20 protein-coding genes and 2 tRNA genes are annotated in these 25735 nt (G+C 67.5%); 13 read left to right on the plus strand and 9 right to left on the minus strand.

Features of this window, described 5'->3' with window-relative positions; translation table 11 throughout:
* Positions 1–31: 31 nt before the first annotated feature.
* From ACWV8V_RS08810 to ACWV8V_RS08820, 3 genes are all read right to left on the minus strand, one after another.
* The gene (locus ACWV8V_RS08810) at positions 32–1612 is read right to left on the minus strand and encodes an N-acetylmuramoyl-L-alanine amidase (protein WP_455899480.1); all 1581 of its coding nucleotides are present in this window, start codon (positions 1610–1612) and stop codon (positions 32–34) included.
* An 88-nt stretch (positions 1613–1700) separates the two neighbouring features.
* The gene (gene tsaE / locus ACWV8V_RS08815; protein WP_259261485.1) at positions 1701–2183 is read right to left on the minus strand and encodes a tRNA (adenosine(37)-N6)-threonylcarbamoyltransferase complex ATPase subunit type 1 TsaE; all 483 of its coding nucleotides are present in this window, start codon (positions 2181–2183) and stop codon (positions 1701–1703) included.
* 2 nt (positions 2184–2185) lie between these two features.
* Positions 2186–3664 carry an NAD(P)H-hydrate dehydratase gene (locus tag ACWV8V_RS08820; RefSeq protein ID WP_455899481.1) on the minus strand — a complete coding sequence of 493 codons (1479 nt, stop codon included), beginning with the start codon at positions 3662–3664 and terminating at the stop codon, positions 2186–2188.
* A gap of 72 nt (positions 3665–3736) precedes the next feature.
* On the opposite strand from ACWV8V_RS08820, the gene queG reads away from it, so the two are divergent.
* Positions 3737–4825, plus strand: coding sequence for a tRNA epoxyqueuosine(34) reductase QueG (gene queG / locus ACWV8V_RS08825; protein ID WP_455899482.1), 1089 nt, complete (start codon positions 3737–3739; stop codon positions 4823–4825).
* 60 nt (positions 4826–4885) lie between these two features.
* Positions 4886–6226: an exodeoxyribonuclease VII large subunit gene (gene xseA / locus ACWV8V_RS08830; protein WP_259261482.1), complete on the plus strand. Its 1341-nt coding sequence runs from the start codon at positions 4886–4888 to the stop codon at positions 6224–6226.
* Between the two features lie 31 nt (positions 6227–6257).
* Here the strand turns inward: xseA and ACWV8V_RS08835 are convergent, their stop codons facing one another.
* Together ACWV8V_RS08835 and ACWV8V_RS08840 are read right to left on the minus strand one after the other, a co-directional pair.
* The gene (locus ACWV8V_RS08835; RefSeq protein ID WP_121038276.1) at positions 6258–7160 is read right to left on the minus strand and encodes a M48 family metallopeptidase; all 903 of its coding nucleotides are present in this window, start codon (positions 7158–7160) and stop codon (positions 6258–6260) included.
* Positions 7161–7269: 109 nt separating this feature from the next.
* Positions 7270–9177, minus strand: a complete 1908-nt coding sequence (locus ACWV8V_RS08840) for an SUMF1/EgtB/PvdO family nonheme iron enzyme (protein ID WP_455899483.1) — start codon at positions 9175–9177, stop codon at positions 7270–7272.
* 189 nt (positions 9178–9366) lie between these two features.
* On the opposite strand from ACWV8V_RS08840, the gene rnd reads away from it, so the two are divergent.
* Positions 9367–10449 (plus strand): ribonuclease D, encoded by a 1083-nt coding sequence (gene rnd / locus ACWV8V_RS08845; protein ID WP_455899484.1) that lies wholly within the window; start codon positions 9367–9369, stop codon positions 10447–10449.
* A 269-nt stretch (positions 10450–10718) separates the two neighbouring features.
* Positions 10719–11891 carry a serine hydrolase domain-containing protein gene (locus ACWV8V_RS08850; protein ID WP_455899485.1) on the plus strand — a complete coding sequence of 391 codons (1173 nt, stop codon included), beginning with the start codon at positions 10719–10721 and terminating at the stop codon, positions 11889–11891.
* An 88-nt stretch (positions 11892–11979) separates the two neighbouring features.
* Here ACWV8V_RS08850 and ACWV8V_RS08855 read toward each other — a convergent pair whose 3' ends face one another.
* Positions 11980–14325: a TonB-dependent receptor gene (locus ACWV8V_RS08855; RefSeq protein ID WP_346467910.1), complete on the minus strand. Its 2346-nt coding sequence runs from the start codon at positions 14323–14325 to the stop codon at positions 11980–11982.
* A 301-nt stretch (positions 14326–14626) separates the two neighbouring features.
* The gene (locus ACWV8V_RS08860; protein ID WP_455899486.1) at positions 14627–17176 is read right to left on the minus strand and encodes a Cache 3/Cache 2 fusion domain-containing protein; all 2550 of its coding nucleotides are present in this window, start codon (positions 17174–17176) and stop codon (positions 14627–14629) included.
* A 314-nt stretch (positions 17177–17490) separates the two neighbouring features.
* Here ACWV8V_RS08860 and ACWV8V_RS08865 point away from each other — a divergent pair.
* Positions 17491–17566 (plus strand) — tRNA-Ala (locus ACWV8V_RS08865).
* Positions 17567–17634: 68 nt separating this feature from the next.
* Here the strand turns inward: ACWV8V_RS08865 and ACWV8V_RS08870 are convergent.
* Positions 17635–17805 (minus strand): hypothetical protein, encoded by a 171-nt coding sequence (locus ACWV8V_RS08870; protein WP_455899487.1) that lies wholly within the window; start codon positions 17803–17805, stop codon positions 17635–17637.
* A 124-nt stretch (positions 17806–17929) separates the two neighbouring features.
* Positions 17930–18952, minus strand: a complete 1023-nt coding sequence (locus ACWV8V_RS08875; protein WP_455899488.1) for an NADP-dependent oxidoreductase — start codon at positions 18950–18952, stop codon at positions 17930–17932.
* Between the two features lie 222 nt (positions 18953–19174).
* Between ACWV8V_RS08875 and ACWV8V_RS08880 the strand changes: the two genes are divergently transcribed.
* The 8 genes from ACWV8V_RS08880 (at position 19175) to ACWV8V_RS08915 (ending at position 25682) form a co-directional block, all read left to right on the plus strand.
* On the plus strand, positions 19175–19564 hold the full coding sequence (locus ACWV8V_RS08880; protein WP_346467843.1) for a hypothetical protein: 390 nt from the start codon (positions 19175–19177) through the stop codon (positions 19562–19564).
* Positions 19565–19581: 17 nt separating this feature from the next.
* Positions 19582–20769, plus strand: coding sequence for a YbfB/YjiJ family MFS transporter (locus tag ACWV8V_RS08885; RefSeq protein ID WP_346467842.1), 1188 nt, complete (start codon positions 19582–19584; stop codon positions 20767–20769).
* Between the two features lie 203 nt (positions 20770–20972).
* Positions 20973–21048: transfer RNA gene (locus tag ACWV8V_RS08890), tRNA-Phe, on the plus strand.
* Between the two features lie 107 nt (positions 21049–21155).
* The gene (locus ACWV8V_RS08895; RefSeq protein WP_259261471.1) at positions 21156–21680 is read left to right on the plus strand and encodes a hypothetical protein; all 525 of its coding nucleotides are present in this window, start codon (positions 21156–21158) and stop codon (positions 21678–21680) included.
* A 125-nt stretch (positions 21681–21805) separates the two neighbouring features.
* Complete coding sequence (locus tag ACWV8V_RS08900) at positions 21806–22522, plus strand: hypothetical protein (protein WP_259261470.1); 717 nt, start codon at positions 21806–21808, stop codon at positions 22520–22522.
* Positions 22523–22645: 123 nt separating this feature from the next.
* On the plus strand, positions 22646–23185 hold the full coding sequence (locus ACWV8V_RS08905; RefSeq protein ID WP_259261469.1) for a lipocalin family protein: 540 nt from the start codon (positions 22646–22648) through the stop codon (positions 23183–23185).
* Between the two features lie 170 nt (positions 23186–23355).
* Entirely contained in the window at positions 23356–23841 is a 486-nt protein-coding gene (locus ACWV8V_RS08910; RefSeq protein ID WP_259261468.1) for an NDR1/HIN1-like protein, read from the plus strand.
* A gap of 47 nt (positions 23842–23888) precedes the next feature.
* Positions 23889–25682, plus strand: coding sequence for an acyl-CoA dehydrogenase C-terminal domain-containing protein (locus ACWV8V_RS08915; RefSeq protein ID WP_455899489.1), 1794 nt, complete (start codon positions 23889–23891; stop codon positions 25680–25682).
* Positions 25683–25735 lie beyond the last annotated feature (53 nt).

Genomic DNA, 25735 nt, shown 5'->3' on the forward strand with positions numbered 1-25735 from the left:
AGCGTGCGCCGGGCGGTGCAGCCCGGAGGGGTTACTTGCTGCCGCCCGCCACGGTGCTGGCGGCATCGATTTCAGCCTGGGCGCGCGCGGCGTACAGGGTGCCCGGCGGCGGCTGACGGCTGAAGAAGGTATGCACACCGTCCAGCACTGCGCCGGCGATCTGGCGCTGGTAGGCCGGATCGATCAGGCGGCGCTCTTCATCGGGGTTGGAGATGAAGGCGGTTTCGACCAGCATCGCAGGCATGTCCGAGGTGCGCAGCACCGCGAAGTTCGCACGTTCGATGTTGGGCTTGTGGTTCTTGCCGATCCGCTTCAGGCCGCCCAGCACATGCCCGGCCGCGTCTTCGGAGGCCTTCATGTAACCGCTCTGGGCCAGATCCAGCAGCACGTTGGCCAGGGTGCCTTCGGTCTGCTGCAGGCGCACGCCACCGACCAGATCGGCGGCGTTTTCCTTGTCGGCCAGCCAGCGCGCTCGCTGCGAGGAGGCGCCCTTGGTGGAGAGCACGTACACCGACGAGCCGGTTGCTGCCCGGTTCTCGGCGGCATCGGCGTGGATCGAGATGAACATGTCGGCCTTGGCCGCACGCGCCTTCTGCGCGCGCATCGGCAGCGGAATGAACACGTCGCTGTCGCGGGTCAGGTAGGCCTTCAGCCCGGGCGTCGCGTTGATCTGGCGGGCCAGTTCACGGGCCACCGCCAGGGTGATGTCTTTTTCGCGCTTGCCGGTCGGGCCGACCGCGCCGGGATCCTGGCCGCCATGGCCGGGGTCGATCGCGATCACCAACGGACGCATGCCGGCGCGCATCTTCACGCGCGAAGCGTCACTGGGCATGGCCGGACGCGGGTTGTCCTGCAGCGCCGGGGTCGGCGCGGGCGTCGGAACCGGCGCACTGGCCACGACCGCCGCGGTCGACTGACCGGCCAGGATCGCGGCCGGCGAGGCGCTGTTGCTGGCCGCGTTGGCGGTCCCTGCGGCAGCGACGTTGACCGTGGTGGCCGTCGCGGCAGCCGGGCCCGGCGCCGAGGTGGCGACCGTGGCGCTGGCCTGCTGGCGCACCGACGCGGTCAGCAAGGCGGTGGCGCGCGCTGCATCGCTGCGTGCCTGTGCCGTCTGGGCGGCGGTCGGTGCCGGCGCGGCGGCCGGCGTCGAAGCCGCTGGCGTGGGCGAAGGCGCTGCGGCCGGGGTGGGCGCGGGCGCACTGGCAACGGTGGTCGCGGCCGGCGCATCGCCCGGCCACTCGATCACCAAGCGCGACTCGTCGCCCTGCTTGATCATCTGCGGGCGGAACGGAGCGACCGATTCGGCCAGGTCGAACACCACGCGGAACGTGCCCGGCACCGGCTGCCCGGTGCGGACAGCAGTCACCACGCCCTTGGGCGCAGGCAGTTTGAGGTTGCGGATCGCGCTGGAATCCGGGAAATCCACCACCAGCCGGTTCGGACCGGCCAGCGACAGGGTCTTGTAGCCCCCGCTGCCGGCCAGCGAAATCTCCGCACGGGTCCCGGTCGCACCGGTCTCCACGGCCACCTGGCGGACTTCGCCCGCCCACGACAGCGCGCTCGCCAGACAGAGTCCGACGGCAGTGCAGAGGGCGGCGAGTGATTTCCCCATTGGCATGGGTCTGGATTCAATCACCGCGCTGAATGAAATGCAACTCCTTTTCCCTTAATAATCCGTAACCTGCCGGTGTTTCCTAGTGTCAGCCGACAGAAAGGGCCTGCAAGTCACCCCCTTGGGGCAGCCGTGCGAGCCATTCACGACCGGCCGGACTGGTGGCGGTGAGCCGGGCGCGACGCCCCTGGCCCTGGATATCCAGCGCCACTTCGAGGTCCGTCGGCGGCAATGCACCGGCACCGCGCTCGGGCCATTCGACCAGCCACAGCGAGGCGCTGCCTTCGTCCAGCCCGAGGAAATCCAGCTCCTGCGCGTTGCCGATCCGGTACAGATCCAGGTGCCAGGCCTCGTGGCCGTCGGCCAGCGGGTAGCGCTCCACCAGGGTGTAGGTCGGGCTGCGGATCGCACCCTGCACGCCCAGCGCGCGCAGCAGTGCGCGGGCCAGGGTGGATTTGCCGGCGCCCAGGTCGCCCTGCAGCTGCATCACCGCCTGTGGCGGCCGGGTCGCGGCCAGCCATTGCCCGAGCAGGTCGGTGTCTTCGGTCTGCGCGAGGAAAAACTCGATCATGTTCAAACGTCCGGATTGACCAGCCGGCGCAGCGGCGCCAGCAGATCGGTGGGAAGCAGGCCCCGCTGGCCGTCACTGGCGGCGGCATCGCCGGCCAGGCTGTGCAGCAATGCGCCGGTGCTGGCGGCATCGAAAGCGCCCAGCCCCTGCGCACGCAGGGCGGCAATGATGCCGGTGAGCAGGTCGCCCATGCCACCCACGGCCATGCCGGGATTGCCGGCGGCCATCACCCGCGGCAGCGTATCGGGCGCAGCGACCACGGTGCCGGCGCCCTTGAGCACCACCACCGCGTGGAAACGCTCGGCCAGCGCTTTGGCCGCCGTGAAACGGTCGGCCTGCACCTGCGCGGTGCTCAGCCCGAGCAGGCGCGCGGCCTCGCCCGGGTGCGGGGTCAGGATCGCCTCATGGAGCGGCTGCGGCGCCTTGGCCAGCAGGTTCAGGGCGTCGGCATCGATCACCAGCGGCTTGCCGCTGGCCAGCACCTGCCGCCACAGTTCGTGCGCCCAGTCGTCCTGGCCCAGGCCAGGCCCGATCGCGATCACACCGGCACGCGGCAGCAGGGCCTGCAGCTCCTGCGCGTCCTGTACGGCATGCACCATCGCTTCGGGCAGGCGCGCCAACAGCGGGGCGACATGCGGTGACTGGGTCGCCACACTGACCAGCCCTGCGCCGGCGCGCAACGCCGATTCACTGGCCAGCATCACCGCGCCGCCGCTGCCGAGGTTGCCGCCCACGCACAGCACGTGGCCGGATTCGCCCTTGTGGGTATTGGCGCGGCGCGCCGGCAGGTGCGCGCGCAGGCGCGGTTGCTGCCAGCACTCGGCGCTGTGCTGCACGCCTTCGCCAGCGTCCGCAGGCAGATCCAGCGCGGCCAGGCGGCGACCGCCGACATGCTCCAGCGCTGCGCCGGTATACAGCCCCTGGTGGCGCACGATGAACTGCAGGGTGACCGTGGCACGGATGGCAACGCCCGGCACGTGACCGGTGCGTGCATCCACGCCGCTGGGCACGTCCAGCGCCAGCACCGGCACCCCAGCGCCGTTGATGGCCGTGATCAGATCCACCGCGGCACCGGCCGGCGCGCGGTTCAGGCCGATGCCGAACAGCGCGTCCACCAGCAGGTCCATCGGCGGGAGAACGCCATCGAAGCGCGCCACCGCACCGCCGGCGGCGAGGAACGCCTGCTCGGCCCGCTGCGACAACGGTGTAGCCGGCGCATCGGTGTCCAGCCGCAGCACCGTCACCGGGCGGCCGGCTTCACGGGCCAGACGGGCCAGCACGTAGCCATCGCCGCCGTTGTTGCCGGCCCCCACCACCACACCGATGCGCTGCGCCTGCGGCCAGCGCTCCAGCAGGCAGTGCCAGGCGGCCTGGCCGGCCTGTTCCATCAGCGAGGCACCCCCATCGCCCAGCAAAGCACTGGCCTGCGCATCCAGGCGGCGCGCAGCGGCGATATCGAACAGTTCAGCAAGCTCGGGCATGCCGGGATTCTATACTTGTCGCCCAGGCGCAGCCTTGCCGCGCCCTTCCCAGGCTCCGTTTCCGCCCAGGCCATGTCCGCCGTTCCCCTGCCCGCCCCCGTCCATCTGGCCCGTGCCGCCGACCGCATCCGTGCGATCGCGCGCGTGCACGGCTTCCAGCGCTGCGGCGTGTCCGGCATCGATCTGCGCGAAGACGAGGCGCACCTGGCCGATTGGCTGGGCAAGGGCCTGTACGGCACGATGGAGTGGATGGCGCGCCACGGCACGCTGCGCGCACGGCCGGATGAACTGCTGCCGGGCACGGTGCGGGTGATCTCGGTCGGCATGGATTACGGCCACAAGGACGACGCCGAAGCCTGGGCCACCCTGCACGATGGCGACCGCGCCTACGTGGCGCGCTATGCGCTGGGCCGCGATTACCACAAGCTGATGCGCAACCGGTTGCAGAAGTTCGCCGACAGCATCGCCGCCGAGATCGGGCCGTTCGGCTACCGCGTGTTCGTTGATTCGGCCCCGGTGCTGGAGCGCGCGCTCGCCCGCAATGCCGGGCTGGGCTGGATCGGCAAGCACACCTGCCTGATCGACAAACAGGGCGGCTCGTGGTTCTTCATCGGCGAAATCTACGTCGACCTGCCGCTGCCGGTGGATACACCGGCCACCGCACACTGCGGCACCTGCACGCGCTGCATCGATGTCTGCCCGACCCAGGCGATCATCGCCCCGCACCGCCTGGATGCACGCCGCTGCATCTCCTACCTCACCATCGAACACGACGGCGCGATTCCCGAGGACATGCGCACGGCGATGGGCAACCGCATTTACGGCTGCGACGACTGCCAGCTGGTCTGCCCCTGGAACAAGTTCGCCAAGCGCACCGACGAGCCGGATTTCCGCGCGCGCAACGATCTGGACACCGCCTCGCTTGCCCAGCTGTTCGCCTGGGAGGAAGACGAGTTCCTGCGCCGCACCGAAGGCAGCCCGATCCGCCGCAGCGGGCATGAACGCTGGCTGCGCAACATCGCCGTGGCGCTGGGCAATGCCCCCAGCCACGCCGAGACGCTGGCCGCGCTGCAGGCACGACGCGAGCATCCTTCGGCGATCGTGCGCGAGCACGTGGCGTGGGCACTGCAGCAGCACGCCAACCGCACCTCCGCGGGATGAAGCATCGCCGCCGACGTGCGACCATGGCCCCCCGTTCGTACCGTTTGGCCTGACTCCTCCATGGACCGCAGCGCGCAGATTCTCACGCCCAGCCAGCTCAACATCCTGGCCCGCGACCTGCTGGAAGGCGCGTTTCCGCTGATCTGGGTGGAGGCCGAACTGGGCAGCGTGACGCGCCCGGCCTCGGGCCATCTGTATTTCACGCTGAAGGACGCGCGCTCGCAGATCCGCGCCGCGTTGTTCAAGCCCAAGAGCCAGTGGCTGAAGTTCGTGCCGCGCGAAGGCATGCGCGTGCTCGCCCGTGGCCGGTTGACGCTGTACGAAGCACGCGGTGAGTACCAGATGGTGCTCGACCACATGGAGGAAGCCGGCGAAGGCGCCCTGCGGCGCGCCTTCGAGCAGCTCAAGGCGCGCCTGGAGGCCGAGGGCCTGTTCGCGCCGGAGCGCAAACGACCGCTGCCGGCGCATGTGCGTCGTCTGGCAGTGATCACCTCGCCCACCGGCGCGGCGGTGCGCGACGTGCTCAGCGTGCTTGAACGGCGTTTCCCGATGCTCGAGGTCGATCTGCTGCCCAGCCTGGTGCAGGGCGACAGCGCTGCCGCGCAGATCACCTCGCTGCTGCGTGGCGCCGATGCCAGCGGCCGCTATGACGTGATCCTGCTGACCCGCGGTGGCGGCTCGATGGAGGATCTCTGGGCCTTCAACGATGAGCAGCTGACCCGCGCGATCGCGGCCAGCCAGACCCCGGTGGTGTCTGCCGTGGGGCACGAAACCGACTTCAGCCTGGCCGACTTCGCCGCCGATCTGCGCGCGCCGACGCCGTCGGTCGCGGCCGAACTGCTGGTGCCTGATCAGCGTGACCTGCTGCTGCGTGTGCGTCGCCTGGATGCGCGTCTGGCGCAGCTGCAGCGGCACAGCGTGGGGCAGGCCATGCAGCGCGCGGACCGTGCCCTGCTCCGCCTCAACGCGCAGAGCCCGCAGTCGCGCCTGCAGCTGTTGCAGCGTCGCCAGCAGGACGTCGCGCGCCGCCTGCACGCAGCGTGGTCCACACAGCATCAGGGCCGTCTGGCCCACCTGCGCCACGCGGCGGCCGTGCTGCGCAGCGGTCATCCGCAGCGCCGGCTGGATGCCCTGCGTGAGCGCCTGCAACGCCTGCAGCCGCGTGCGGACAGTGCGATCGGTCGCCAGCTGCAGCGCGACGCCCTGCGCCTGCGTGCGCTCGCCCGTTCGATGGAGGCAGTGAGCCCGCTGGCCACCGTCGCGCGTGGTTACGCGATCCTGACCCGCGAGGACGATGGCAGTCTGGTGCGTTCGCCGTTGCAGGTGCGCCCGGGCGACACGCTCAAGGCACGCGTGCAGGACGGCGTGATCGACGTAACGGTCAACGAGCCGGCGCGCTGATCCGGCGGCCCCAGGCCGCTGCGGTTCGCCTTCAACGCCCTGCGCTTTCGCAGAATTTCTGCCGGTACTCCATCGCCTTGGGCATCAACGCCTGCAGGTTCTGGATGCGCGTGCCCGGGTTGGGATGCGTGGACGCGAACTCCGAGGTCGATTGCCCACCACTGGCCTGCCCCATCCGCTCCCACAGCGGAATCGCTTCCTGCGGATCGAAGCAGGCCGCCGCGGCCAGCATCAGGCCCACTTCATCGGCCTGGGTTTCATGGCTGCGCGCGTACGGCAGCAGGTAGCCGTAGCCCATCGCCGACATCATCATCTGCTGTTGCTGCGGGTCCATGCCGCTGGCGGCACCAGCCATCTGCCCGATCTGGGTCATCTTCTGCTGTGCCATGCGCTGGGCGCCATGCCGCAACAAGGCGTGCGCGATTTCATGGCCCATCACCACCGCCATCGCATCCACCGTACGCGCGACTGGAATCAACCCGGTGTAGACCGCCATCTTGCCGCCCGGCAGGCAGAACGCATTGGCCTGATCGGAGGGGATCACGTTGACCTCCCATTCGAAATCACGCGCGAAATGTGCAGGCTTCAGTCCATGCTCTTCGGCGAGCGCGGTTTCTACCACGTCCACCTTGGCGATCAGGCGCTGGGCGATCGCCTGGATTTCGCGCGACTGCGGCGCACTGGGATCCAGCGGTCGCTCCTGCGCCAGGATCTCCTGGTAGGCCTGCAGGCCCAGCGCCTTTTCCTGGGTCGCATCGAGCGAGCTGTCGATCAGCACGCTCTCGCCGGTGTAGGGATCCACGGCGCGGTTGGAGAACCAGTAGAACGCGGCATAGCCGGCAAACGCCAGCAGCACCCACCAGCGGATGTTGCCGAACAGGCCTGGCCGCCGGGCGCGGCCCTGCTGCTGACCGCCGAATGGATCGTTGCGCATGCGCGTGGTTCCTGAGATGGCCGCGGCACCCTGCCCGACACTGTGCCAATCCTAGAACGCGCGCCGGGGGGCCGGGTGAAATCCCGTCACCCCACGACGGGGTGATCCCTCAGATGCCTCGGACCAGCCGGAAGCCGATCCGTGCGCTGGTGGTGTCCGAATCCTGCGATTGCCGCCAGGCCGCGCGGGTCTGCGCCGGCGCATTGGCCCAGTTGCCACCGCGGATCACGCGCTGCCGGCAGCCCGGGTTGAACCAGGCCACGCCATCGGACGGTGCCCGCCGGTAGCTGGCATGCCAGCAGTCGGCCACCCATTCGCTGAGGTTGCCGGCAATGTCGTGCAGGCCCCACGGGTTGGAATCGAAGCTGGCCACCGGGGCCGGGCCCCAATACCCATCGCCGTAGCCGACGAAGGCGTTGTACCAGTGCCGTCCGGAGGGCGAGACATCCTCGGCCCCGGTGAAATTGCCCGCACGCGCTGGCGGTGTGCCCGCATCACCCCATGGATAACGGCCGCTGCTGCCCGCGCGCAGCGCGTACTCGAATTCGGCTTCGCTGGGCAGGCGGTAGGAGCGCCCGGTCTGCTCGGACAGCCACGTGGCGTAATTCTCGGCGTCGCGCACGCTGACGTGCATCACCGGCAGGTTGGCGATCGCCTCGGCGCCGTTGTAATCAGACTGCCAGTCCACGCCGCTGCGGCGCACGAAGTTGCCGCTGCGCTCGTCATACACGATCGAGTGACCGCGACGCGTGGCGCGTGGGCGGGTCTTGGTGGCCTGCACGTAACGGCGGAAATCGGCGACGGTCACTTCCGTGATCGACATCGCGAAGCCACGTTCGAAACGCACATAATGCGAAGGTTTTTCGGCATCGGTCGCGCCGAGCTCATTCTCGGCCGCGCCCATCTGGAAACCGCCGTGCGGCACCACGATCATCTGTGGCCCGCGGCCGCCATCGCGCAACGCATCGCTGAACACCTGCCGCGGCCGGAAGCTGCCGTAATGCGTCACCAGTTCGATCCGCTCACGCAGCTGGCCGACGACAGGGTCGCCGGGCAACGCGATGCGCAGCGCATCCTCCAGCTTCTGCCGGGCCGGCTTGAGCCCCTGCGGCGTGGCCAGATCGCGCAGGCCTTCGTTGCGCAGCCGCAGCAGGATATCCGACCGGATTTTCTCGATGCGCTCGAAGGCATCGGCGATGGTGATCGATGAGTCGCGGACCTTGGCGGCCTCGGCCAGCCAGGTCCCGGCCGCGGCGAAATCGGTCGCCCGCGCGGCCGTCTCCGCACGGCGGATCAGCGCGCTCTCGGCGGCGGCCAGGCCCTGACGGGCGCGCGGATTGTCCGCATCCAGCGCCAGTGCCTCGCGGAAATTGGGGATCGCGCCGTCGCCATCCTCGCCGATGCGGTCCGCGCGCAGATCGTCTTCACCGGCACGGTTGTACGCCACCACACGCTGGGCGATCTCCACCCGCGACTGCAGCTCACGCACCTTGGCATCATCCGGTGCCAGCGTGAGCAGCACCAGGGCCATCTCACTGGCCTGGGCAAGCGCCTCACGCTGCTTGAGCGGGCGGTCCAACAACGCGCCTGCCTCCTCCAGCAGCCGCTGCCGGGCACGTTTCAGCCCGGCCTCGGCCGCACGGTCTTTGGGGTCATGCTGGAGCAGCGCGAGCCAGATCGGAATCGCATCCTCGGCCGTGCGGTACAGGCGACCTTCCTCGAAGGCACGTGCCGCGTCACGGCGCGCCTGGGTCACGTCGCCGTCGCCAAGGGTCAGTGGCGGCGCCTGCCAGCGTTCCACGGTTTCAGCGGCATCCTCGCCCCCGATGGTGACCTGGGCAACCGGTGCGCTGGTCGTCGCCGGTGCAGCGGCGGGCTTGGCGACCGGCGTTGCCGACGGCGCGGGGGCCGGGGCGGGAGAACACGCGGCCAGCAGGCCCAACAGGCCCAACAGGCCAGTGAACAGCAGCGGCAATGTGCCTGAGGGTCGCAAATGGGGTTCCTTGGGGCGTGTCATCGTGACGCGATGAGGGTCCAGGTGGCATGCCGCAGGCGCGGACAGGGGATCATCATAATCGTCACCGTCCCGGGCGGCGACCGTCCACGGCCCGGGCGTTCATCACCGCACGGCGGTATGCCGGCCGTGGCACAGGGTTAGGCTATCCTCCCCGACCTGAGCACCCCTTTGCAGTACATGGAATCCCACGTGGCTTACTGGATCAAAACCCCGGCGGAACTGGACGAGCGCTACCGCCAGCGCCCCACCCGCATTGGCCTGGACACCGAGTTCATCCGCGAACGCACCTATTGGCCGCAACTGGCGCTGGTGCAGATGGCCGTCGGTGATGAAGTCCTGCTGATCGACCCGCTCATCCCCGGCATGAACGAGGCCCTGGCCCCGTGGCTGGCCGACACCTCGATCCTCAAGATCATGCACAGCGCCAGCGAAGACCTGGTCACTTTCAAGGTCGCCTGCGGCGTGCTGCCGCGCCCGCTGTTCGACACCCAGATCGGTGCGTCGCTGGCGGGCATCGGCGGTGGCATGGGCTACCAGAAACTGGTCACCGCGGTCACCGGCGTCACCCTCACCAAGGGCGAAACCCGCTCGGACTGGATGCGCCGCCCGCTCTCGGACGCGCAGCTGGAGTACGCCGCCGACGACGTGGAGTACCTGTTCCAGATCCACGACACCATCGAGGCCCGACTGGACGAACTGGGCCGCCGCCAATGGCTGCAGGACGACGCCGAGCGCCTGCTCGCCAGTGTCGAACACGATGAAGAGCGTTGGCCGCACGTGGCGATGCGCTCGGCACAGTTCATGGACACCGCTGCGCAGCTGCGCCTGCTGCGGCTGCTGCGCTGGCGCGACGTGCAGGCCCGCGCCAGTGACAAGCCGCGAAGCTGGGTGCTCGACAACGAACTGGCTGCCGTGCTCGCCCGCACCCCGCCGGCCGATGTGGAGGCGTTGTGCAAGCTGATGGAAGGCTTCCCCAAGGCCCCGCGCAAACTGGCCGCCCAGGTGTGGCAGGCGCTGACCACCCCGCTTGCCGATGAAGCCGAGGCACCGCTGGCGCTACCGGCCAACGATGCCAACAAGCAGGCCCTGAAGCGGCTGCAGGATGCCGTCAGCGCGCGCGGTGCCGAACTCGGCCTGCCCGATGGCGTGCTCGCCTCGCGCAAGCATCTGGAAAGCTATCTGGAAAGCCGCCAATGGCCGACCGCGCTCGCGGGCTGGCGCCAGGCGCAGCTGGAGCCGATCCTCTCGGCGCTGTTGCCGCCGGCCGCTTGAGCTTCGTGCATCGGTTCGGATCTCACCGCACCGATGCACCGCTCGCGTCACCTTGCGAGTGCACTGCCGTCGAATTCTGAACGAATCGCACACCGCCCCTGACATGTCGTCATCGGCATGACCGCAGACACATACGCACGTTCAAACCGCATGCAAGAGTGAATCGCACGCAACGCTCCGCGCCTGCAACAGGCCGGAACGGACACGGCATCCCGCAGGACCGTGCCGCCGGCGCAGGTTCTGCCCACGCGGCTGCGCAAAGGACTCCCATGCATCTGATCGCGACTCGAAGGAACGCCCCCTCCCCTCGCCGCACCACGCGCCGCCTGCACCGCTGGCTCGGCGTGACCCTGCTGCTGGCGGCCACCACCGCAAACGCTGCCGATGATCTCAATGCACGGCTCGCAAAAGCCCTGCAGGGCACCGCCACGCCTGCGATGGGCGTGCTGGTCATCCGCGATGGCAAGATCGCCGAACATGCCGTGCACGGCGTCCGTCGCAATGATGCGACGACACCGGTCACTGCGCAGGACCAATGGATGATCGGATCGACCGGCAAGCCGATCACGGTGGCGATGATCGCGCGGCTCGTTGAACAGGGCGTGCTGCGCTGGGATGCGCCGCTGTCGACCTTGTTGCCCGACCTCGCCGCACAGATGCAGCCGGCCTACCGCAGCGTCACCCTGGTGCAGTTGCTCTCGCACCGCGCCGGCCTGCCGGAAAACCTCACCGACGCCGCCGCGCTGGATGCGTTCTTCGTTGATACGCGGGCCCTGCCCGTGCAGCGCGAGGCTTACGTCAAGGCAGCCCTGGCCGAAGCGCCGGTGCACCCGCCCGGCACCGAATTCGCCTACAGCAACAGCGGCTTCCTGATCGCGGCGGTGATCGCCGAACGTGCCACTGGCAAGGACGTGGAAACGCTGATGCAGCGCGAAGTGTTCCAGCCACTGGGCATGACCGGTGCCGGGTTCGGCCCGACCCAAGCGGGGCAACCGCTGGGCCATCGCGCCGGCAAGCCGGTGACCACCGCGCCGCAGAAGGCCGATGACGGGGTGCCGCCGCTCTACACTGCCGCCGGCAACCTGCATATGCGGCTGCAGGATCTGGCGCTGTTCGCCATCGAACAGCTCGCGGGCAGCCAAGGCAAAGGCACGCTGCTGACGCCGGCCTCGTACGCGCTGATGCAGACCGCGCAGCCGGGCAGCGGATCCGGGCTGGACTGGGGGGTGCAGCCGTCGATTGCCGGTCGTCAGGGGCCGGTGCTGGTGCACGGCGGCTCGGACGGCAACTGGCTGGCCTGGGTGGTGCTGTTCCCCGGCCAGAACAACGGCGTGATCGCCATCGCCAACGCCGCTGAAGACATGGGCGCCGACCAGGCAACCATGGGCGTGCTGGGTGGGTTGTTCGCCGAGCTGGCGCCGGCTGCAGCGCCCGCCAGGTAACAGAAACGACAACGCCCCGCAGATGCGGGGCGTTGTCGAAACACGCATCATGCTCACCGGTGCCCTGCGGCACCGGCGATCGCGCTTCTTACCAGTTCATGTTGAGCGAAACGCCCACGGTGCGCGGTTCGTTGTAGACCGCGGCCATGTAGTTCTCGATCACACCCTTGAGGTTCTTCTCATTGGTGATGTTGCGCGCGAACAGCGCCACTTCCCAGGCACCGTAATTGGCGGAGTAGCCCAGCTTCAGGCCGCCTTCGAAGCTGCCCTTGGAGTTGAACTCGGCCGAGTCGTACAGCACGAAGCTGGTATACCCCTGCTTGTTCCAGTCGGTGGACACGAAGAACACATCGCTGTCATTGACCGGCATGTCGTAACGCGCGGCCAGGTTGATGTTGTACTTCGGTGCGTTCGGCAGCGGGTTGCCGTTGATCTGCGCGAAGGTGTTGGCACCGACCTTGATGGTCGGATCGTTCACCGTGCAGACCACGGCGCCGTTCAGGGCGCAGACCTGCGCGTACACGCGGTCGTCCTGGATTTCGCTGTGCAGCAGGCTGATACCGGCGCTCAGGGCCAGGTTCGGGATCGGGCGCAGCTCCATGTCCGCCTCCAGACCGTAGGCCTTGGCTTTGTCGGCGTTGAACAGCACGCCGTTGCCGTCCGAATCGTTGCCGTTGAGCTGGATGTCGTTGACCACGTAGGTGAACGCGGCGGCGTTCACGCGCAGGCGGTTGTCCCACAGGCTGCTCTTGATGCCGGCTTCCCAGGACAGGATGGTTTCCGAGTTCGCCGTGGTGAAGTCGGCATTGAACACGGCCGAACGGCCCTGGATGGTCGGGCCGCGGAAGCCGCGGGCCACGCGCGCATACACGCTCAGCTGCGGGTTGAACGCATACATCGCGCTCAGGTCCCAGCTCGGCGTGGTGTCGGACATCTCCACGTAAGTGCGGCCCTTGTAGGTCACGGCACCGGCGGCGGTATCGGCGGTCTTGAGCAGACGGGTCTTCTTCTCATCCTTGGTCTGGCGCAGGCCGGCGGTCAGGGTGAACTTGTCGGTCACGTCATAGCTGACCTGGCCGAAACCCGCCCAGGAGGTATTGACGTTGCGCAGGCGCACCCAGTTGTTCGGGTTGCGGGCATTGCCCTGCAGGAACCAGGCGCGCTGGTAGAAATCGGTGGTGTCGCGGCCGTCGAAGTAGAACGCGCCGACCTGCCACTTCAGGCGGTTGTCATCGGCGTTGGCCAGGCGGAATTCCTGGGTCCACTGGTCCAGATCGCGGATCTGGCCCATCGACTGGCCGTAGCCGTTCGGCACGCCATTGACCGGATAGTTCACCGCGGCGCCGCCGTCGGTGTCACCGCGGCTGTACCCGGAGGTGGTTTCGTAGGCGGTGATCGAGGTCAGCGAAACGTTGCCGAAATCGTAGATCGCCTTCACCGAGCCGCCGTAGGTCTTGTAAGCCTGCGGGTTGTTGTCGGCTTCGTCGTAGGCGACCTTGTCGCGCGGCACGTCGGTCTTGTTGGAGCCCTTGGTCACCGCGTTGCGCAGGAACAGGGTCGAGGTACCGTCGTAATCGCGCGCATGAGCCGAGGCCAGCAGCGAGAAGTTGTCGCTCGGCTGCAGCAGCAGCTGCGCGCGCACGTTGCGGTCGTCGAAGCCGCCCATGGCGTTCTTCTTCGGCGAGACCGTGCCATCGGCGCTCGGGCCGCTGTAGGTGTTGTCGACGTAATCATCGCGGTGCTGGTACAGCGCCGACACGCGGAACGAGGCGATGTCGTTGATCGGGCCGCCGAAGCCGCCATCGATCGCCACGCTGCCGTAGGAGCCGTAGCTGGCCTGCACGCGGCCGCTGTAATCCTGGCTCGGCTTGATCGTGTCGAACTTGACGATGCCGGCGGTGGTGTTGCGGCCGAACAGCGTGCCCTGCGGGCCGCGCAGCACCTCGATCTGGTCCACGTCGTAGACAGGGTTGGACTTCAGCACCACGTGTTCAAGCACCACGTCGTCCTGGATGATCGACACCGGCTGCGAGGCACCCAGGTAGAAATCGATGTTGCCCAGACCACGGATGTAGAAGCGCGGGAAGATGCGGCCGGTGGTGGTTTCGGCGTAGAAGCTCGGCACCTTGCCCGACAGGGCCAGCAGGGTGTCATCGCCGCCAGCGGTGTAATCACGGATCTTCTCGCCCTGCACCACGCCGACCGACACCGGCACTTCCTGCAGGTTGCGCTCGCGGTGGTCGGCGGTGACGGTGATGGTGTCCAGCGAGGTCGCGCTGGCGGACTGCGCGTCCTGCGCCGAGGCGGCAGCGGACAGCATCAGCGCAGCGGAGGCGCAGGCCAGCGCCAGCGCGCGGCGGCGCGGCAGCACGGCAGCGGAGAGGGAACGGGAGAGAAGACGCGTCGACACAGGGGCGTGGCGTAGAGCGGGCATGCAGAGGTCTCGGGTAGTACAGATCGGGGCATCCGGCAGATGGCCGGGCACCATAGGAAATCGGCATCGCTGTGGAGACAGCGATGCGGCACGGTATTGGCTGGATGTTGCAGATTGGTGTCAGGGAGTTGTGGGCGACGGCTGTCCGGCCCCCCTGGTCCACTGGCTATGCGGCCGCGTTTTCTGGCGCGGATTATGCCCGCCTGGCGCGCCGCCCGGAAGGGCGCGCGGCGCGATCGGCCCTGCACATCGGCCGATCGGCGAGAATGGGCAGGGGCGGCGACCCCTGCCCCTGCGGGGCTCAGGCGGGAACGGCCTGGCGTCGCGCCGACGTGTGCCCGGCCAGACGGAAACGCCCCACCGACTGCTGCAACTCGCTCGACTGCGCGTTCAGTGCGCGCGCCGCGGCCGAGGCTTCTTCCACCAAGGCGGCGTTCTGCTGGGTCACGCCATCCATCTGCACGATGCTCTGGCTGACCTGATCGATACCCGCTGCCTGCTCCTGGCTGGCGCTGGCGATCTCTTCGATCAGCCCGCCCAGCTCGCCCACGGCCTGCACCATCCGCTGCAGTGTCTGCCCCGCTTCATCGGCCAGCGCACTGCCATCGGTGACCTTGGTGACCGAATCCCCGATCAGGCTCTTGATCTCCCGGGCCGCCTGCGCCGAGCGCTGTGCCAGCGCGCGCACTTCGGAGGCGACCACGGCGAAACCACGGCCTTCTTCACCCGCACGTGCCGCTTCGACCGCCGCATTGAGTGCCAGGATGTTGGTCTGGAAGGCAATGCCGTCGATCACCGTGGTGATGTCGGCGATACGGTGCGACGACGCCTGGATATCGCCCATGGTCTGCACCACCTGCGCGACCGCCGCGCCCCCCTGCGCGGCCACGGCCGCCGTCTGCGCCGCCAGCTGATCGGCGCGCCGGGCGTGATCGGCATTCTGCTTCACGGCTGCGGTCAATTCTTCCAGCGAGGCGGCGGACTCTTCCAGACTGGCCGCCTGTTGTTCCGTACGCCGCGAAAGGTCCTCGTTGCCCGCCGCGATTTCCGACGATGCAGTGGCCACCGAGACGGCCGCCTGCTGGATGCCGGCGACAATCGTGGTCAGCTGGCTGACGGTGGCATTGGCATCGTCACGCATGGTGGCGAACACGCCCTGGAACTCGCCCTCGATGCGTCCGCGCAGGTCGCCAGCGGCCAGCGCGCGCAGCAATCCCGACAGCGAGGACAGATTGCGGTCGGCGGTGACCATCAGGGTGTTGAGTCCTTCCACCATCACCCGGAAATCGTGGTTGAAGGCGCCCGCATTGCCGCGCACGCTGAAATCACCCGCTGCCGCTGCGGCGACCAGGTGTTTGATTTCCCCATTGATGGCCTGCAGGCGATCGCGCACACCGTTCACGGCGTCGGTGATCTTGGCCTTCTCCCCCGGCAACGCCTCCATCGAGGGCGACAGGTCACCATCGGCGTAGCACTGCACCAGCTCCACCATGCGCAGCTTGGTGGATATGTGCGCCTCCACCAGTGCATTGGTGCCGGTCACCATGGTGCGGAACTCCCCTTCAAATGCGTCGGCATCGATGCGGTAGCTGATCGTACCCTCGGCATGCTGGCGGCTCATGTCGTTCTGTGCGGCAATGATCGCGCGGAGCTTGCCCTGCATCTGCTGCAGCGCCGCCATCAGGCGGCCCACCTCATCCTGCCCGCGCACCTGGATGCTGCCTTCAAGACGACCGGCCGCAACGTCCCGGGCCACCTGCCCCGCTTCGGCCAACGGCCGGCTCAGCACCCGTCGGACCACCAGCACCATCGCCACGATCACCGCCAGCAGTGCCAGCGCCGAGACCAACGCGATGTGCAGCATCAGCTTGCCAAGCACGGCGTGCACCACCGAGACCGGCTCCATGCCCAGCACCACCCAGTGCCACGGACCATAGGCCTGGGTCGACACGAAGTACGTCTGGGCCGCGCCCTGATCACCGCTGCGCAGCTGCACCTGGCCCTGCGTGAGCGTGCCGTCCAACAGCGCCTGCAGCGTAGCGTGGTCGGATTCGGGTACCTTGCCCTGAAGCTTGCCACCCTCACCGTCCGGCCCGGCGATGATCGTCCCGAAGTTCTCACCAGGCCGGGTATCGACGGCGATGAAGTAGCCGTCCTTGCCAAGCTGCGAGGCACGCAGGCGGGTCTTCAGTGCCGCCAGGCCATCGGAATAGTTCTGCCCGACGAAGGCGATGCCCACGACCTCGCCCGCCGCATCGGTGATCGGCATGTAGTGGGTCATGTAGTCCACACCGAACAGCCGGGCCGGGCCGGTGTAGCGCTCGCCGGCCAGCAGCTTCTGGTAGGCCGGATTGGCGTGGTCCAGCACGGTGCCCATGGCACGGGCACCCTCGGCGTTGCGCAGCGAGGTCGATACACGAATGAACTCCTGCCCTTCGCGCGCGAACACGGTGGCCACGCCGCCGGTCGCCTGGGCGAAGCGATCGACGGCGGCCTCCTGCAGATTGACGACATCGCTGCCCAGACGAAGCGTCGGCGTGGACCGCTCACCGATCAGGATCGTCTTTGCGGGGTCCAGGGTGGCATCGCCCGCCGGCAGCATCGCGCGGAAAGTGCCAGCCATGCGCTCGGTGCTGTCGCTGAGGCTGCGGTCATAGAGTTGGACCGAGTCGCGCATCAGCACGGTGGCCGACTGCAGCCCGGCCTCCACCCTCTGCTGGTAGCTTGCCGCCGATTGCTGGTACACCAGCAGCGCCAGCCCAATGAAAGCCACAGTGGTGATCAGGCCCATCAGCAGCGCCAGACGCGCACCGATGGAGGAGGAGAAAACGGTGGCGGCACGGGTCGTCATCGTTGGGACTCGAAGGGATTGGGTATGAGGGATTGGCTCCCTTTCATATCGGCACCGTTTTGGTCCTCTTTACGCGATGGCGTCTAGTTACATTTCGCTACTCAAGAAATCCAACCCGTTGTGCTGCAAGGGTTTGCGGCCGACCGATCCTCACAAAACCCACTCTCCCGTTCAGTTCGAGGCCGTCCGCGCGCGATGTGGGCGGAGCGTCGCGGCCACCTTTCCCCTCTTGGCAGCCGCCACTGGCCGGGGCTACACTAGATCCATCGCGCGGCGCACCAAGACGTGACACGCGAGGCAAGTGCGGTATCCGTGGGGCCATAGCTCAGCTGGGAGAGCGCGTCGTTCGCATCGACGAGGTCAGGAGTTCGATCCTCCTTGGCTCCACCACTATTCAACACAAAGCCCCGGGAATTTTGTTCCCGGGGCTTTGTTTTTACAGCGTTTGCAGGTCGGGCTTACGCCCCCTCTGGATTATCCTTGCGCTCCGGCCGGCGCGTTCCCGCGTCATGGATCGCCTGATCGGTCTGCGCCGGCCGCTGCTTGGCGGTCTCATCCTGCTTGCGGTCCTGCTGGCTTTCTTCGATGCCTTCCTGCTTGCCGTGTTCGCTGGGCTTGGTGTCTGCCATGGGTCTACTCACTTGTGCGGTGCCCGGTACGGGGCCTTCATCCGCAGGCTAACCGGCCGATCGTGATGCACGAATCACGATCGGCACGGCCTTGCACACGGCGCACTCACACGTGGCCCAGTGCTCAGTCGAGCTTGACCACCAGCTTGCCGAAGTTGCGGCCCTTGAGCAGCCCGAAGAGGGCGTCGGGCGCCTGCTCGAGCCCGTCGACGATGTCTTCGCGATACTGCACCTTGCCGTCCTTCAGCCACTGGCCCATGTCGCGCAGGAACGCCGGAAAGAAGGCATGCAGATCGGACTGGATGAAGCCACGCACGGTCAGCCGCTGACGCAGCACCTGGCTCATGAAGCCGGGCAGACGGTCCGGGCCGGGCAGCACCGCGCCACGTGCGTTGTAGGTCGCGATCGTGCCGCACACCGGGATGCGCGCGAAATCGTTGAGCAACGGCGCTACGGCGTCGAACACATGCCCGCCCACGTTTTCGAAGTAGACATCGATCCCGTTGGGCACCGCCGCGCGCAACTGTTCGGCGAAATCGTCGGCACGATGATCCAGCGCCACATCGAACCCCAGGGTTTCAAGGTAGCGGCGCTTCTGCTCGCCGCCGGCGATTCCCACCGTGCGCGCGCCCTGCAGCTTGGCGATCTGGCCCACGGTCGCCCCGACCGGACCACTGGCGGCAGCCACCACCACCGTCTCGCCCGGCTGCGGCTTGCCGATCTCCTGAAGACCCACGTAAGCGGTGAATCCGGGCATGCCATACACACCCAGGGCAGTACTGAGCGGCAGCCCGTTGTCCTCCAGCGTGCGGGTCAGCGAGTCGCCGGGCACCACCGCATGCGTCTGCCAGTTGCCCGAGGCCACCACCTGCGTGCCCACCGCGATGTCCGGATGGTTGGAGGCCACCACCTCGGCTACCGTGCGGCCTTCCATCACCGCATCCAGCGCAACCGGCGCGGCATAGGACGGCCCCTCTTCCATGCGACCGCGCATGTAGGGATCCAGCGACAGGTAGCGATTACGCAGCAGCACCTCACCGGGACCCGGCGTGGGAACCGGCACCTGCTCAAGGCGGAAATTGGCGGCTACCGGCTCACCGTGGGGACGCGATGCAAGCACGATGCGGGTGTTGGTCAGGGCATTCATCGTGGCGTGACTCCAAGCGAACAGAAAGGAATCCCGACACTACGGGTTCCACATGTGCACGGGCGGTGGGTAAAACAGCGTTCCATTGGTGCAGCACGCTGCCAGGCCCGGCAGGCCTTGTGCGGCGGCGACCGCCGCGTCCCATGGCGCCACAGCGTTCCATCCGTGCCTCGCGCGGTGGACGGATTGCCCCGGCAGCGATGCCAGGCGCATGATCGTGCCATGAGCAACTTCCCCTCGCGTCCACGCCGCTACCTGCTGCCTGTGCTGATGTCGGCCACGACCGTGTTCGGCCTGGCGTGCTGGGCGATCCTTGCTACCGAACCAGGATGCCTCGCCGCACAGGGCCATTGGTCGTCCGGGAACGGCCAGTGCCATACGCGGCTGTGCCTGCTGCAGGGCGACTGCGGTGAGCGCGCCGCGCCGATCGCCGGCTGCGCCGGGCTGCAACCCGGCGATTCCCGCGGGAAGGTGTACTTCCACCTCGGCAATCCGCTGCCGGGCGCTGCGGAGCAGGCGCGCTGGCCGGCGCACAAGGCAAGCGCTGGCAGCATCGTGGCCGACTTCGATGGCGAGCGCCTGACCCGCCTGCAATGTCCCGACGCGCGTTGACGCAGGCGCGAGCCACCATGCTGTCCTCATCGACTGCGCCGCCTTCCCGCGCCCCCTGGCAGGTCATCACTGCCGGCATCTGCGCCCTGGTGCTGACCGTGGGCCTGGCCCGCTTTGCTTATACCCCGTTGCTGCCGCTCATGCGGGAGGATGCCGGACTGTCAGCGGCCAACGGCGGATGGCTGGCGACCTTCAATTACCTCGGCTATCTCACCGGCACGCTGTTGGTTGCCCGGGTCGGCGAGATGCAGTTGAAATTCCGTTTTTACCGCGTCGGGCTGGTGTTGGCGGTGATCTCTACCGCCCTCATGGGTGCCACCGCAGACATGACGGCATGGAGCGTGCTGCGCTTCGTGGCCGGCCTGTCCAGCACGGCCGGCCTGTTGCTGGCCTCGGGGCTGGTGCTCAACTGGCTGCTCGCGCATCAGCGCCGCCCCCGGCTCGGCCTGCATTTTGCCGGGCTCGGGATGGGCATCGCGGTCTCCGGCCTGGCTGCGGCGGCGATGGCCGATCATCTGCTGTCCTCGCAGCAATGGCTCGCCCTCGGTGCGCTTGCGCTCGTTTTTTTGATACCTGCCTGGGCGTGGATGCCCGCACCGGTGCCGATCTCCAGCCCGAGCGGTACCGCAGCGCCCGCGCCCCCTGGGCAACGTTGGCGCTGGCTGCTGATCGCGTCCTACTTCTGTGCGGGGTTCGGCTTCGTGGTCAGCGCGACGTTCATCGTCGCCATTCTCGTGCAGACCCCTGCCTTCGCCGGTCGCGGGAGTTGGGTGTGGGTGCTGGTCGGGATCACCGCCATCCCCTCCACGTTCGCCTGGGACCGTATCGCGGCGCGGCTGGGCCTGATCCGCGCGTTGATGTTCGCCTATGCGTTGCAGACCGTGTCATTCGTGCTGCCGCTCCTGGACGACGGCGTGTGGGCCGGCGCCACCAGCGCCGTGCTGTTCGGCCTGACCTTCGCCGGCATCGTCAGCCTGACCCTGACCGTGGTCGGTCGCCACTACCCGCACAATCCTGCCAAGGCGATGGCGACGCTGACGCTGAGTTATGGCGTCGCCCAGATCATCGCCCCCGCGATCGCCGGCACGCTGGCGCGCGACAGCGGCTCCTACCAAGGCGCCCTGGCACTGGCGGCGGTCATGATGGCCATCGGCATCGCGCTGCTGTGGTGCATGCCGGATGAGGACCACGCCCGCGGTGCGTGAGCAGTGACCGCTGCGCCGGGCCCGCGTCTGAACCGGGGTTCATGCGTTCCGCTGCTGCCTGCGAACCCGCTGTATCAAGCACTTGCGTGTCTGCGGACAGGGGTACGGAAACAAATGTGAAATTTTTTTCGCGAAACGCTTGCCGAACCCCTCATACCTCCGTATTATTCGCGTCCTCGCCAGCGGCAACGCAGCGATGAAGTGGCCGGGTAGCTCAGTTGGTAGAGCAGGGGATTGAAAATCCCCGTGTCGGCGGTTCGATTCCGTCCCCGGCCACCACAATTTCAGATGACCTGCAGAAATGCAGGTCATTTTTTTTGTCTGTTGTTCGGCGTCGCTACATCACGCAGCGTTCAAGGAAGGAGCTTCCGCACATGGTTCGTGCTTTGTTCGCCGCGCTGTTCGGCAAACGTCCTGTTGCCTTCCACAGCACATCCCCGATCGATGTGACCGTGCTGCGCCTCAAGCAGTCGATCCAGCATGGCCCGCGCCTCTCTGTCGCCGGAATGCGCGGGACGGCCTCCGCTCAACGGATCCGCCTGTGCTGGACGCGCCCGTTCGTGTCCAACTCTTTCAAGCCGTATTTCATCGGCCAGTGCATCCCCACCGAACGCGGCACGCGGCTTGAAGGTGCGTTCCAGATGCATCCCTTCATCCGCACCTTGATGATCGGCATGTTCGTCTGCCTGCTCATCGTTCCGCTGGTGGCGGTGGTGAAGCACTGGCAACACACACACGACCTCGCGCCTGCGCTGTTGGCCAGTCTGGCGGTGGTGCCTGCTGCCTACTTCATGGCCGGCGCGGTGCTGGTGATCGTCACGATCAGCCGCTGGGCCGCACGCGACGATGAAGCGATGATCGAGGCGGAGATCCATCGCGCGCTGCAAAGCGGGCACACCGCTCAGGGATGATTTCCGCGGGCGGGCCGTTGCGCGCCTTGCCGTCCATCGCCACGCGCTGGCATGCTCACCCGGCGGACAGGATCGTCTGCGGCCGCGCTTGTTCGTCCCCATGGCCGCACACACAGGGAGAGGTGATGTCCGAAAGCATCGAAGTGCTGCAGGCGCAGATCGCGCATCTGCAGCGAAACCAACGGCGACTGACGCTGGGCTGCGCAGCGGCCGGCCTGCTCACCATGGCCGCCTTGATGATGGGTGCAACGTCACAGCGCAGCGCCAGCTTTGATGTCATTGATGCGCAACGCATCAACATCAAGGAGCCTGACGGAACGTTGCGGCTGGCGATCTCCAATCGCACGCTGTTTCCTGGGGTGGTCATTCACAACAAGGAGCAACCTCATCCGCGCCCGATGGCAGGCATGCTGTTCTTCAACGATGAAGGAACGGAAAACGGCGGGCTGATCTACAACGGTTCGCTCGACAAGAGCGGCAAACCCTCCAGCGGCATGAGCCTGACCTTTGATCGCTATCAGCAGGATCAGCAGATGCAACTGCTGGGCGTGGATGATGCGGGGACACACTACGCAGGGCTGACCTTCAATGACGTTGCCGATGGCCTGTCCCGCCCGTTCTTCTCCGAGCGGGACGAAGCACTTCATCGGAAGGGCATTCCTGCGATCACCGAGCGCGTGTTCCTTGGCAAGTCTGATGCGCGCGATGCCATGCTGACCCTGCGCGATGGTCAAGGAAAGCCGCGGCTTGAGTTGGTGGTGACGCCCTCGGGAGATGCCAAGGTGCGCTTCCTGGACGAGAGCGGCAACGCCACGCGGGAACTCTCCGCTGACAGTCGGTAGCGCGGGTGCCGCACGCTGCCACGCGCACGTCAGCGACGTGGGACGGCCACTGCATGACGGAATATTCACAATTTCCGCTCAGCCTATGCCTAAGCTCGCTGCGTCTTGTCTGGAGTGTCGACCATGCGCAGCCGCCATCTGTTCAGTGCCCTGCTTGCCTTAGCCGCCAGTGCCCCGGCCTGGGCCGCCGCGCCGGTGACCTCGGTGGAGGTGCTGGACATGGACCGCTACGCGGGCCAGTGGCATGAAATCGCGCACCTGCCGGTGTCATTCCAGAAGAAGTGCGTGGGCGACATCACCGCCACCTACAGTCTGCGGGCTGACCACCGGATCAGCGTGCACAACGCCTGCCGGCAGGCCGATGGCGATCGCGTCGCCGCCGATGGCGTAGCGCGGGCCGTCGAGGGACACCCCGGCCGCCTGCAGGTACGTTTCGTGCCGGACTGGCTGTCCTGGGTGCCGCTGGTATGGGCCGATTACTGGGTGATCGCACTGGACCCCGGCTACCAGTGGGCAGTGGTCGGCGAGCCGGATCGCAAGTACCTGTGGATCCTGTCGCGCTCGCCGAGCATGGACACGGCCCTGTTCGATCAGCTCAAAGCCCGCGCCGAGGCGATGGGCTATGACCTCGCCCCCCTGCGGGTGATGGCGCCGCTGGACTGACCCGGCCGGGCCACTCCAGAGGCCCGCGCCCGCCCGCACCTCCCACGACTAAAAGCACGTGGCGCCGTCATCACGGTGCCCTACCCTTGCGTCACGCTGCCCCGGGCAGCGCGAATACCATACGCCGTAGTATGCTCATACCCATGCAACACCCGCCTGAGGATCGCACCATGTCCTACCGCTTCCGTCCCCGCCTCGCCCTTGCCCTAGTCGTCATCGCCTCGCTGACCCTGACCGCCTGCAACAAGACGGTCAAACGCGTCTCCGAGCCGGCCGCCAGCGTGCAGGAGTTGACGGTGCGTGCCGATGGCAGCTGGACGATCGCGCTGCGCCTGCAGAACTTCAGCTCCATGCCCATGACCTTCGACAACGTCGCGCTCCAGCTGAAGGTCAGCGATCAGGACGCTGGCCAGCTGCAGCTGCAGCCGGCGCTGTCGATCGGTGGCGTGTCGGCCGATGTGGTCAACGTCGAGCTCAAGCCGAGCTCGGGCGCACGCCTGGTGATGGCCGATGCGCTGGCCGGCAACCGCACCCTGGGCTATTCGCTCAAGGGCACGGTGAGCGCCACCCCGCAGGAAAAGAAGCAACGCACGTTCGAGATTGATAGCCGCAGCACGCTCAACCAGGCTCCCGGCCTGCCCGGCGTCCTGCGCTGACCGGCGGGCTTTCCGCCACCCTTCGCCACTGATCGAGACTGTCCCCGATGAGCAGCTACACCGCCCCGCTTTCCGATATCCGTTTCGCCCTGCATGACGTGCTCAAGGTCGAGCCGCTGTTCGCGCGCCTTGGCCTGACCGATGCCACCGCCGATGTGGTGGATGCCGTGCTGGAAGAAGCCGGCCGTTTCAGTGCCAGCGTGCTGGCGCCGTTGAACAGCGTGGGCGATGAGATCGGCTGCGTCCTCGACCAGGCCACCGGCGAGGTCACCACCCCGCCGGGCTTCAAGCAGGCCTACGCCCAGTTCGTGGACGGCGGCTGGACCGGTCTGACCGCTGCACCGGAACTGGGTGGCCAAGGCCTGCCGCATACGTTGGGCGTGCCGCTCAATGAAATGATCAATGCCGCCAACCTGGCATGGGGCAACTTCCCGCTGCTCTCGCACGGTGCGATTGAAGCGCTCAAGCAGCATGGCGAGGCCTGGCAGCAGGACGCCTTCCTCAAGCCGCTGATCGACGGCCGCTGGACCGGCACCATGTGCCTGACCGAACCGCATTGCGGCACCGACCTGGGCCTGCTGAAGACCAGGGCCGAGCCGAACGCGGATGGCAGCTATGCCATCACCGGCACCAAGATCTTCATCACCGCCGGCGAGCACGATCTCACCGACAACATCGTGCACCTGGTGCTGGCCAAGCTGCCCGACGCACCGGCCGGGGCCAAAGGCATTTCGCTGTTCGTCACCCCGAAGTTCAAGGTCGACCGCGAGGGCAAGGTGGGCGAGCGCAATGCGCTGCGCTGCGGCTCGATCGAACACAAGATGGGCATCAAGGGCTCGGTCACCTGCGTGATGAACTTCGACGGTGCCGAAGGCTATCTGGTCGGCCAGCCGCACAAGGGCCTGCAGGCGATGTTCACCATGATGAACACCGCGCGCCTGGGCGTCGGCCTGCAGGGCATCGGCCTGTCCGAGCGGGCCTACCAGAACGCATTGAAGTACGCCCGCGAGCGCCTGCAGTCGCGTTCGCTGAGCGGTGCGAAAAACCCGGAAAAGCCGGCCGACCCGATCCTGGTCCACCCGGATGTGCGGCGCATGCTGCTGACCATCAAATCGCTGGTCGAAGGCAGCCGCCTGCTGGCCCTGCACGCGGCCACCCTGATCGACGTCGCCCACCACGCCGAGGATGCCGGCGAGCGCGAACGCGCGGACACGCTGGTGAGCTTCCTGACCCCGATCTCCAAGGCCTGCCAGACCGAATGGGGCATCGAGAACACCTACAACGCGCTGCAGTGCTTCGGTGGCCACGGCTACATCCGCGAGCACGGCATGGAGCAGCTGGCCCGCGATGCGCGCATCACCACGCTGTATGAAGGCACCACCGGCATCCAGGCGCTGGACCTGATCGGCCGCAAGACCGCCTCCAGCCAGGGCGCGGGGCTGAAGCTGATGCTGGCCGAGATCGAGGCCTTCGCCAAGGCCAATGAAGGCAACGAAGCGCTGGCCGAATTCATTGCCCCGCTGCGCGCCAAGGCCGACGAGTGGGCCAAGCTGACCATGGCGACCCTGCAGCGCGCGGCCACCAACCCCGATGAACTCGGCGCAGCCAGCTTCGATTACCTGTTCTACTCGGGCTATGTGGTGCTGGCCTACTGGTGGGCCCGCAGCGTCGCCGCCGCCGAGGCCTCCGCGCAGAGCGACGCGTTCAAGCAGGCCAAGCGCGAGACGGCCCGCTTCTACTTCGCCCGCGTGCTGCCGCGCACGCTCAGCCACGCCGCCGCGATCCAGTCCGGCGCCGAGCCGCTGATGGCCATGACCGACGCGCATTTCGGCGAAGGTTGATCGGCCGCCTGGACCACGCAGGTGCCGGCCGTTGGTCGGCACCCCGATACACC

Source organism: Stenotrophomonas sp. Ker107b (assembly GCF_053847245.1).

Excerpts from the sequence above, each read along its gene's own strand:
- ACWV8V_RS08860 (WP_455899486.1), bottom strand. The coding sequence starts at position 17,176 with ATGACGACCCGTGCCGCCACCGTTTTCTCCTCCTCCATCGGTGCGCGT.
- ACWV8V_RS08915 (WP_455899489.1), top strand. The coding sequence starts at position 23,889 with ATGAGCAGCTACACCGCCCCGCTTTCCGATATCCGTTTCGCCCTGCAT.
- ACWV8V_RS08820 (WP_455899481.1), bottom strand. The coding sequence starts at position 3,664 with ATGCCCGAGCTTGCTGAACTGTTCGATATCGCCGCTGCGCGCCGCCTG.
- xseA (WP_259261482.1), top strand. The coding sequence starts at position 4,886 with ATGGACCGCAGCGCGCAGATTCTCACGCCCAGCCAGCTCAACATCCTG.
- ACWV8V_RS08835 (WP_121038276.1), bottom strand. The coding sequence starts at position 7,160 with ATGCGCAACGATCCATTCGGCGGTCAGCAGCAGGGCCGCGCCCGGCGG.
- ACWV8V_RS08900 (WP_259261470.1), top strand. The coding sequence starts at position 21,806 with ATGTCCGAAAGCATCGAAGTGCTGCAGGCGCAGATCGCGCATCTGCAG.
- ACWV8V_RS08850 (WP_455899485.1), top strand. The coding sequence starts at position 10,719 with ATGCATCTGATCGCGACTCGAAGGAACGCCCCCTCCCCTCGCCGCACC.
- queG (WP_455899482.1), top strand. The coding sequence starts at position 3,737 with ATGTCCGCCGTTCCCCTGCCCGCCCCCGTCCATCTGGCCCGTGCCGCC.
- ACWV8V_RS08910 (WP_259261468.1), top strand. The coding sequence starts at position 23,356 with ATGTCCTACCGCTTCCGTCCCCGCCTCGCCCTTGCCCTAGTCGTCATC.
- ACWV8V_RS08905 (WP_259261469.1), top strand. The coding sequence starts at position 22,646 with ATGCGCAGCCGCCATCTGTTCAGTGCCCTGCTTGCCTTAGCCGCCAGT.
- ACWV8V_RS08880 (WP_346467843.1), top strand. The coding sequence starts at position 19,175 with ATGAGCAACTTCCCCTCGCGTCCACGCCGCTACCTGCTGCCTGTGCTG.
- ACWV8V_RS08855 (WP_346467910.1), bottom strand. The coding sequence starts at position 14,325 with ATGCCCGCTCTACGCCACGCCCCTGTGTCGACGCGTCTTCTCTCCCGT.
- ACWV8V_RS08875 (WP_455899488.1), bottom strand. The coding sequence starts at position 18,952 with ATGAATGCCCTGACCAACACCCGCATCGTGCTTGCATCGCGTCCCCAC.
- ACWV8V_RS08810 (WP_455899480.1), bottom strand. The coding sequence starts at position 1,612 with ATGGGGAAATCACTCGCCGCCCTCTGCACTGCCGTCGGACTCTGTCTG.
- ACWV8V_RS08840 (WP_455899483.1), bottom strand. The coding sequence starts at position 9,177 with ATGACACGCCCCAAGGAACCCCATTTGCGACCCTCAGGCACATTGCCG.
- tsaE (WP_259261485.1), bottom strand. The coding sequence starts at position 2,183 with ATGATCGAGTTTTTCCTCGCGCAGACCGAAGACACCGACCTGCTCGGG.
- ACWV8V_RS08885 (WP_346467842.1), top strand. The coding sequence starts at position 19,582 with ATGCTGTCCTCATCGACTGCGCCGCCTTCCCGCGCCCCCTGGCAGGTC.
- ACWV8V_RS08870 (WP_455899487.1), bottom strand. The coding sequence starts at position 17,805 with ATGGCAGACACCAAGCCCAGCGAACACGGCAAGCAGGAAGGCATCGAA.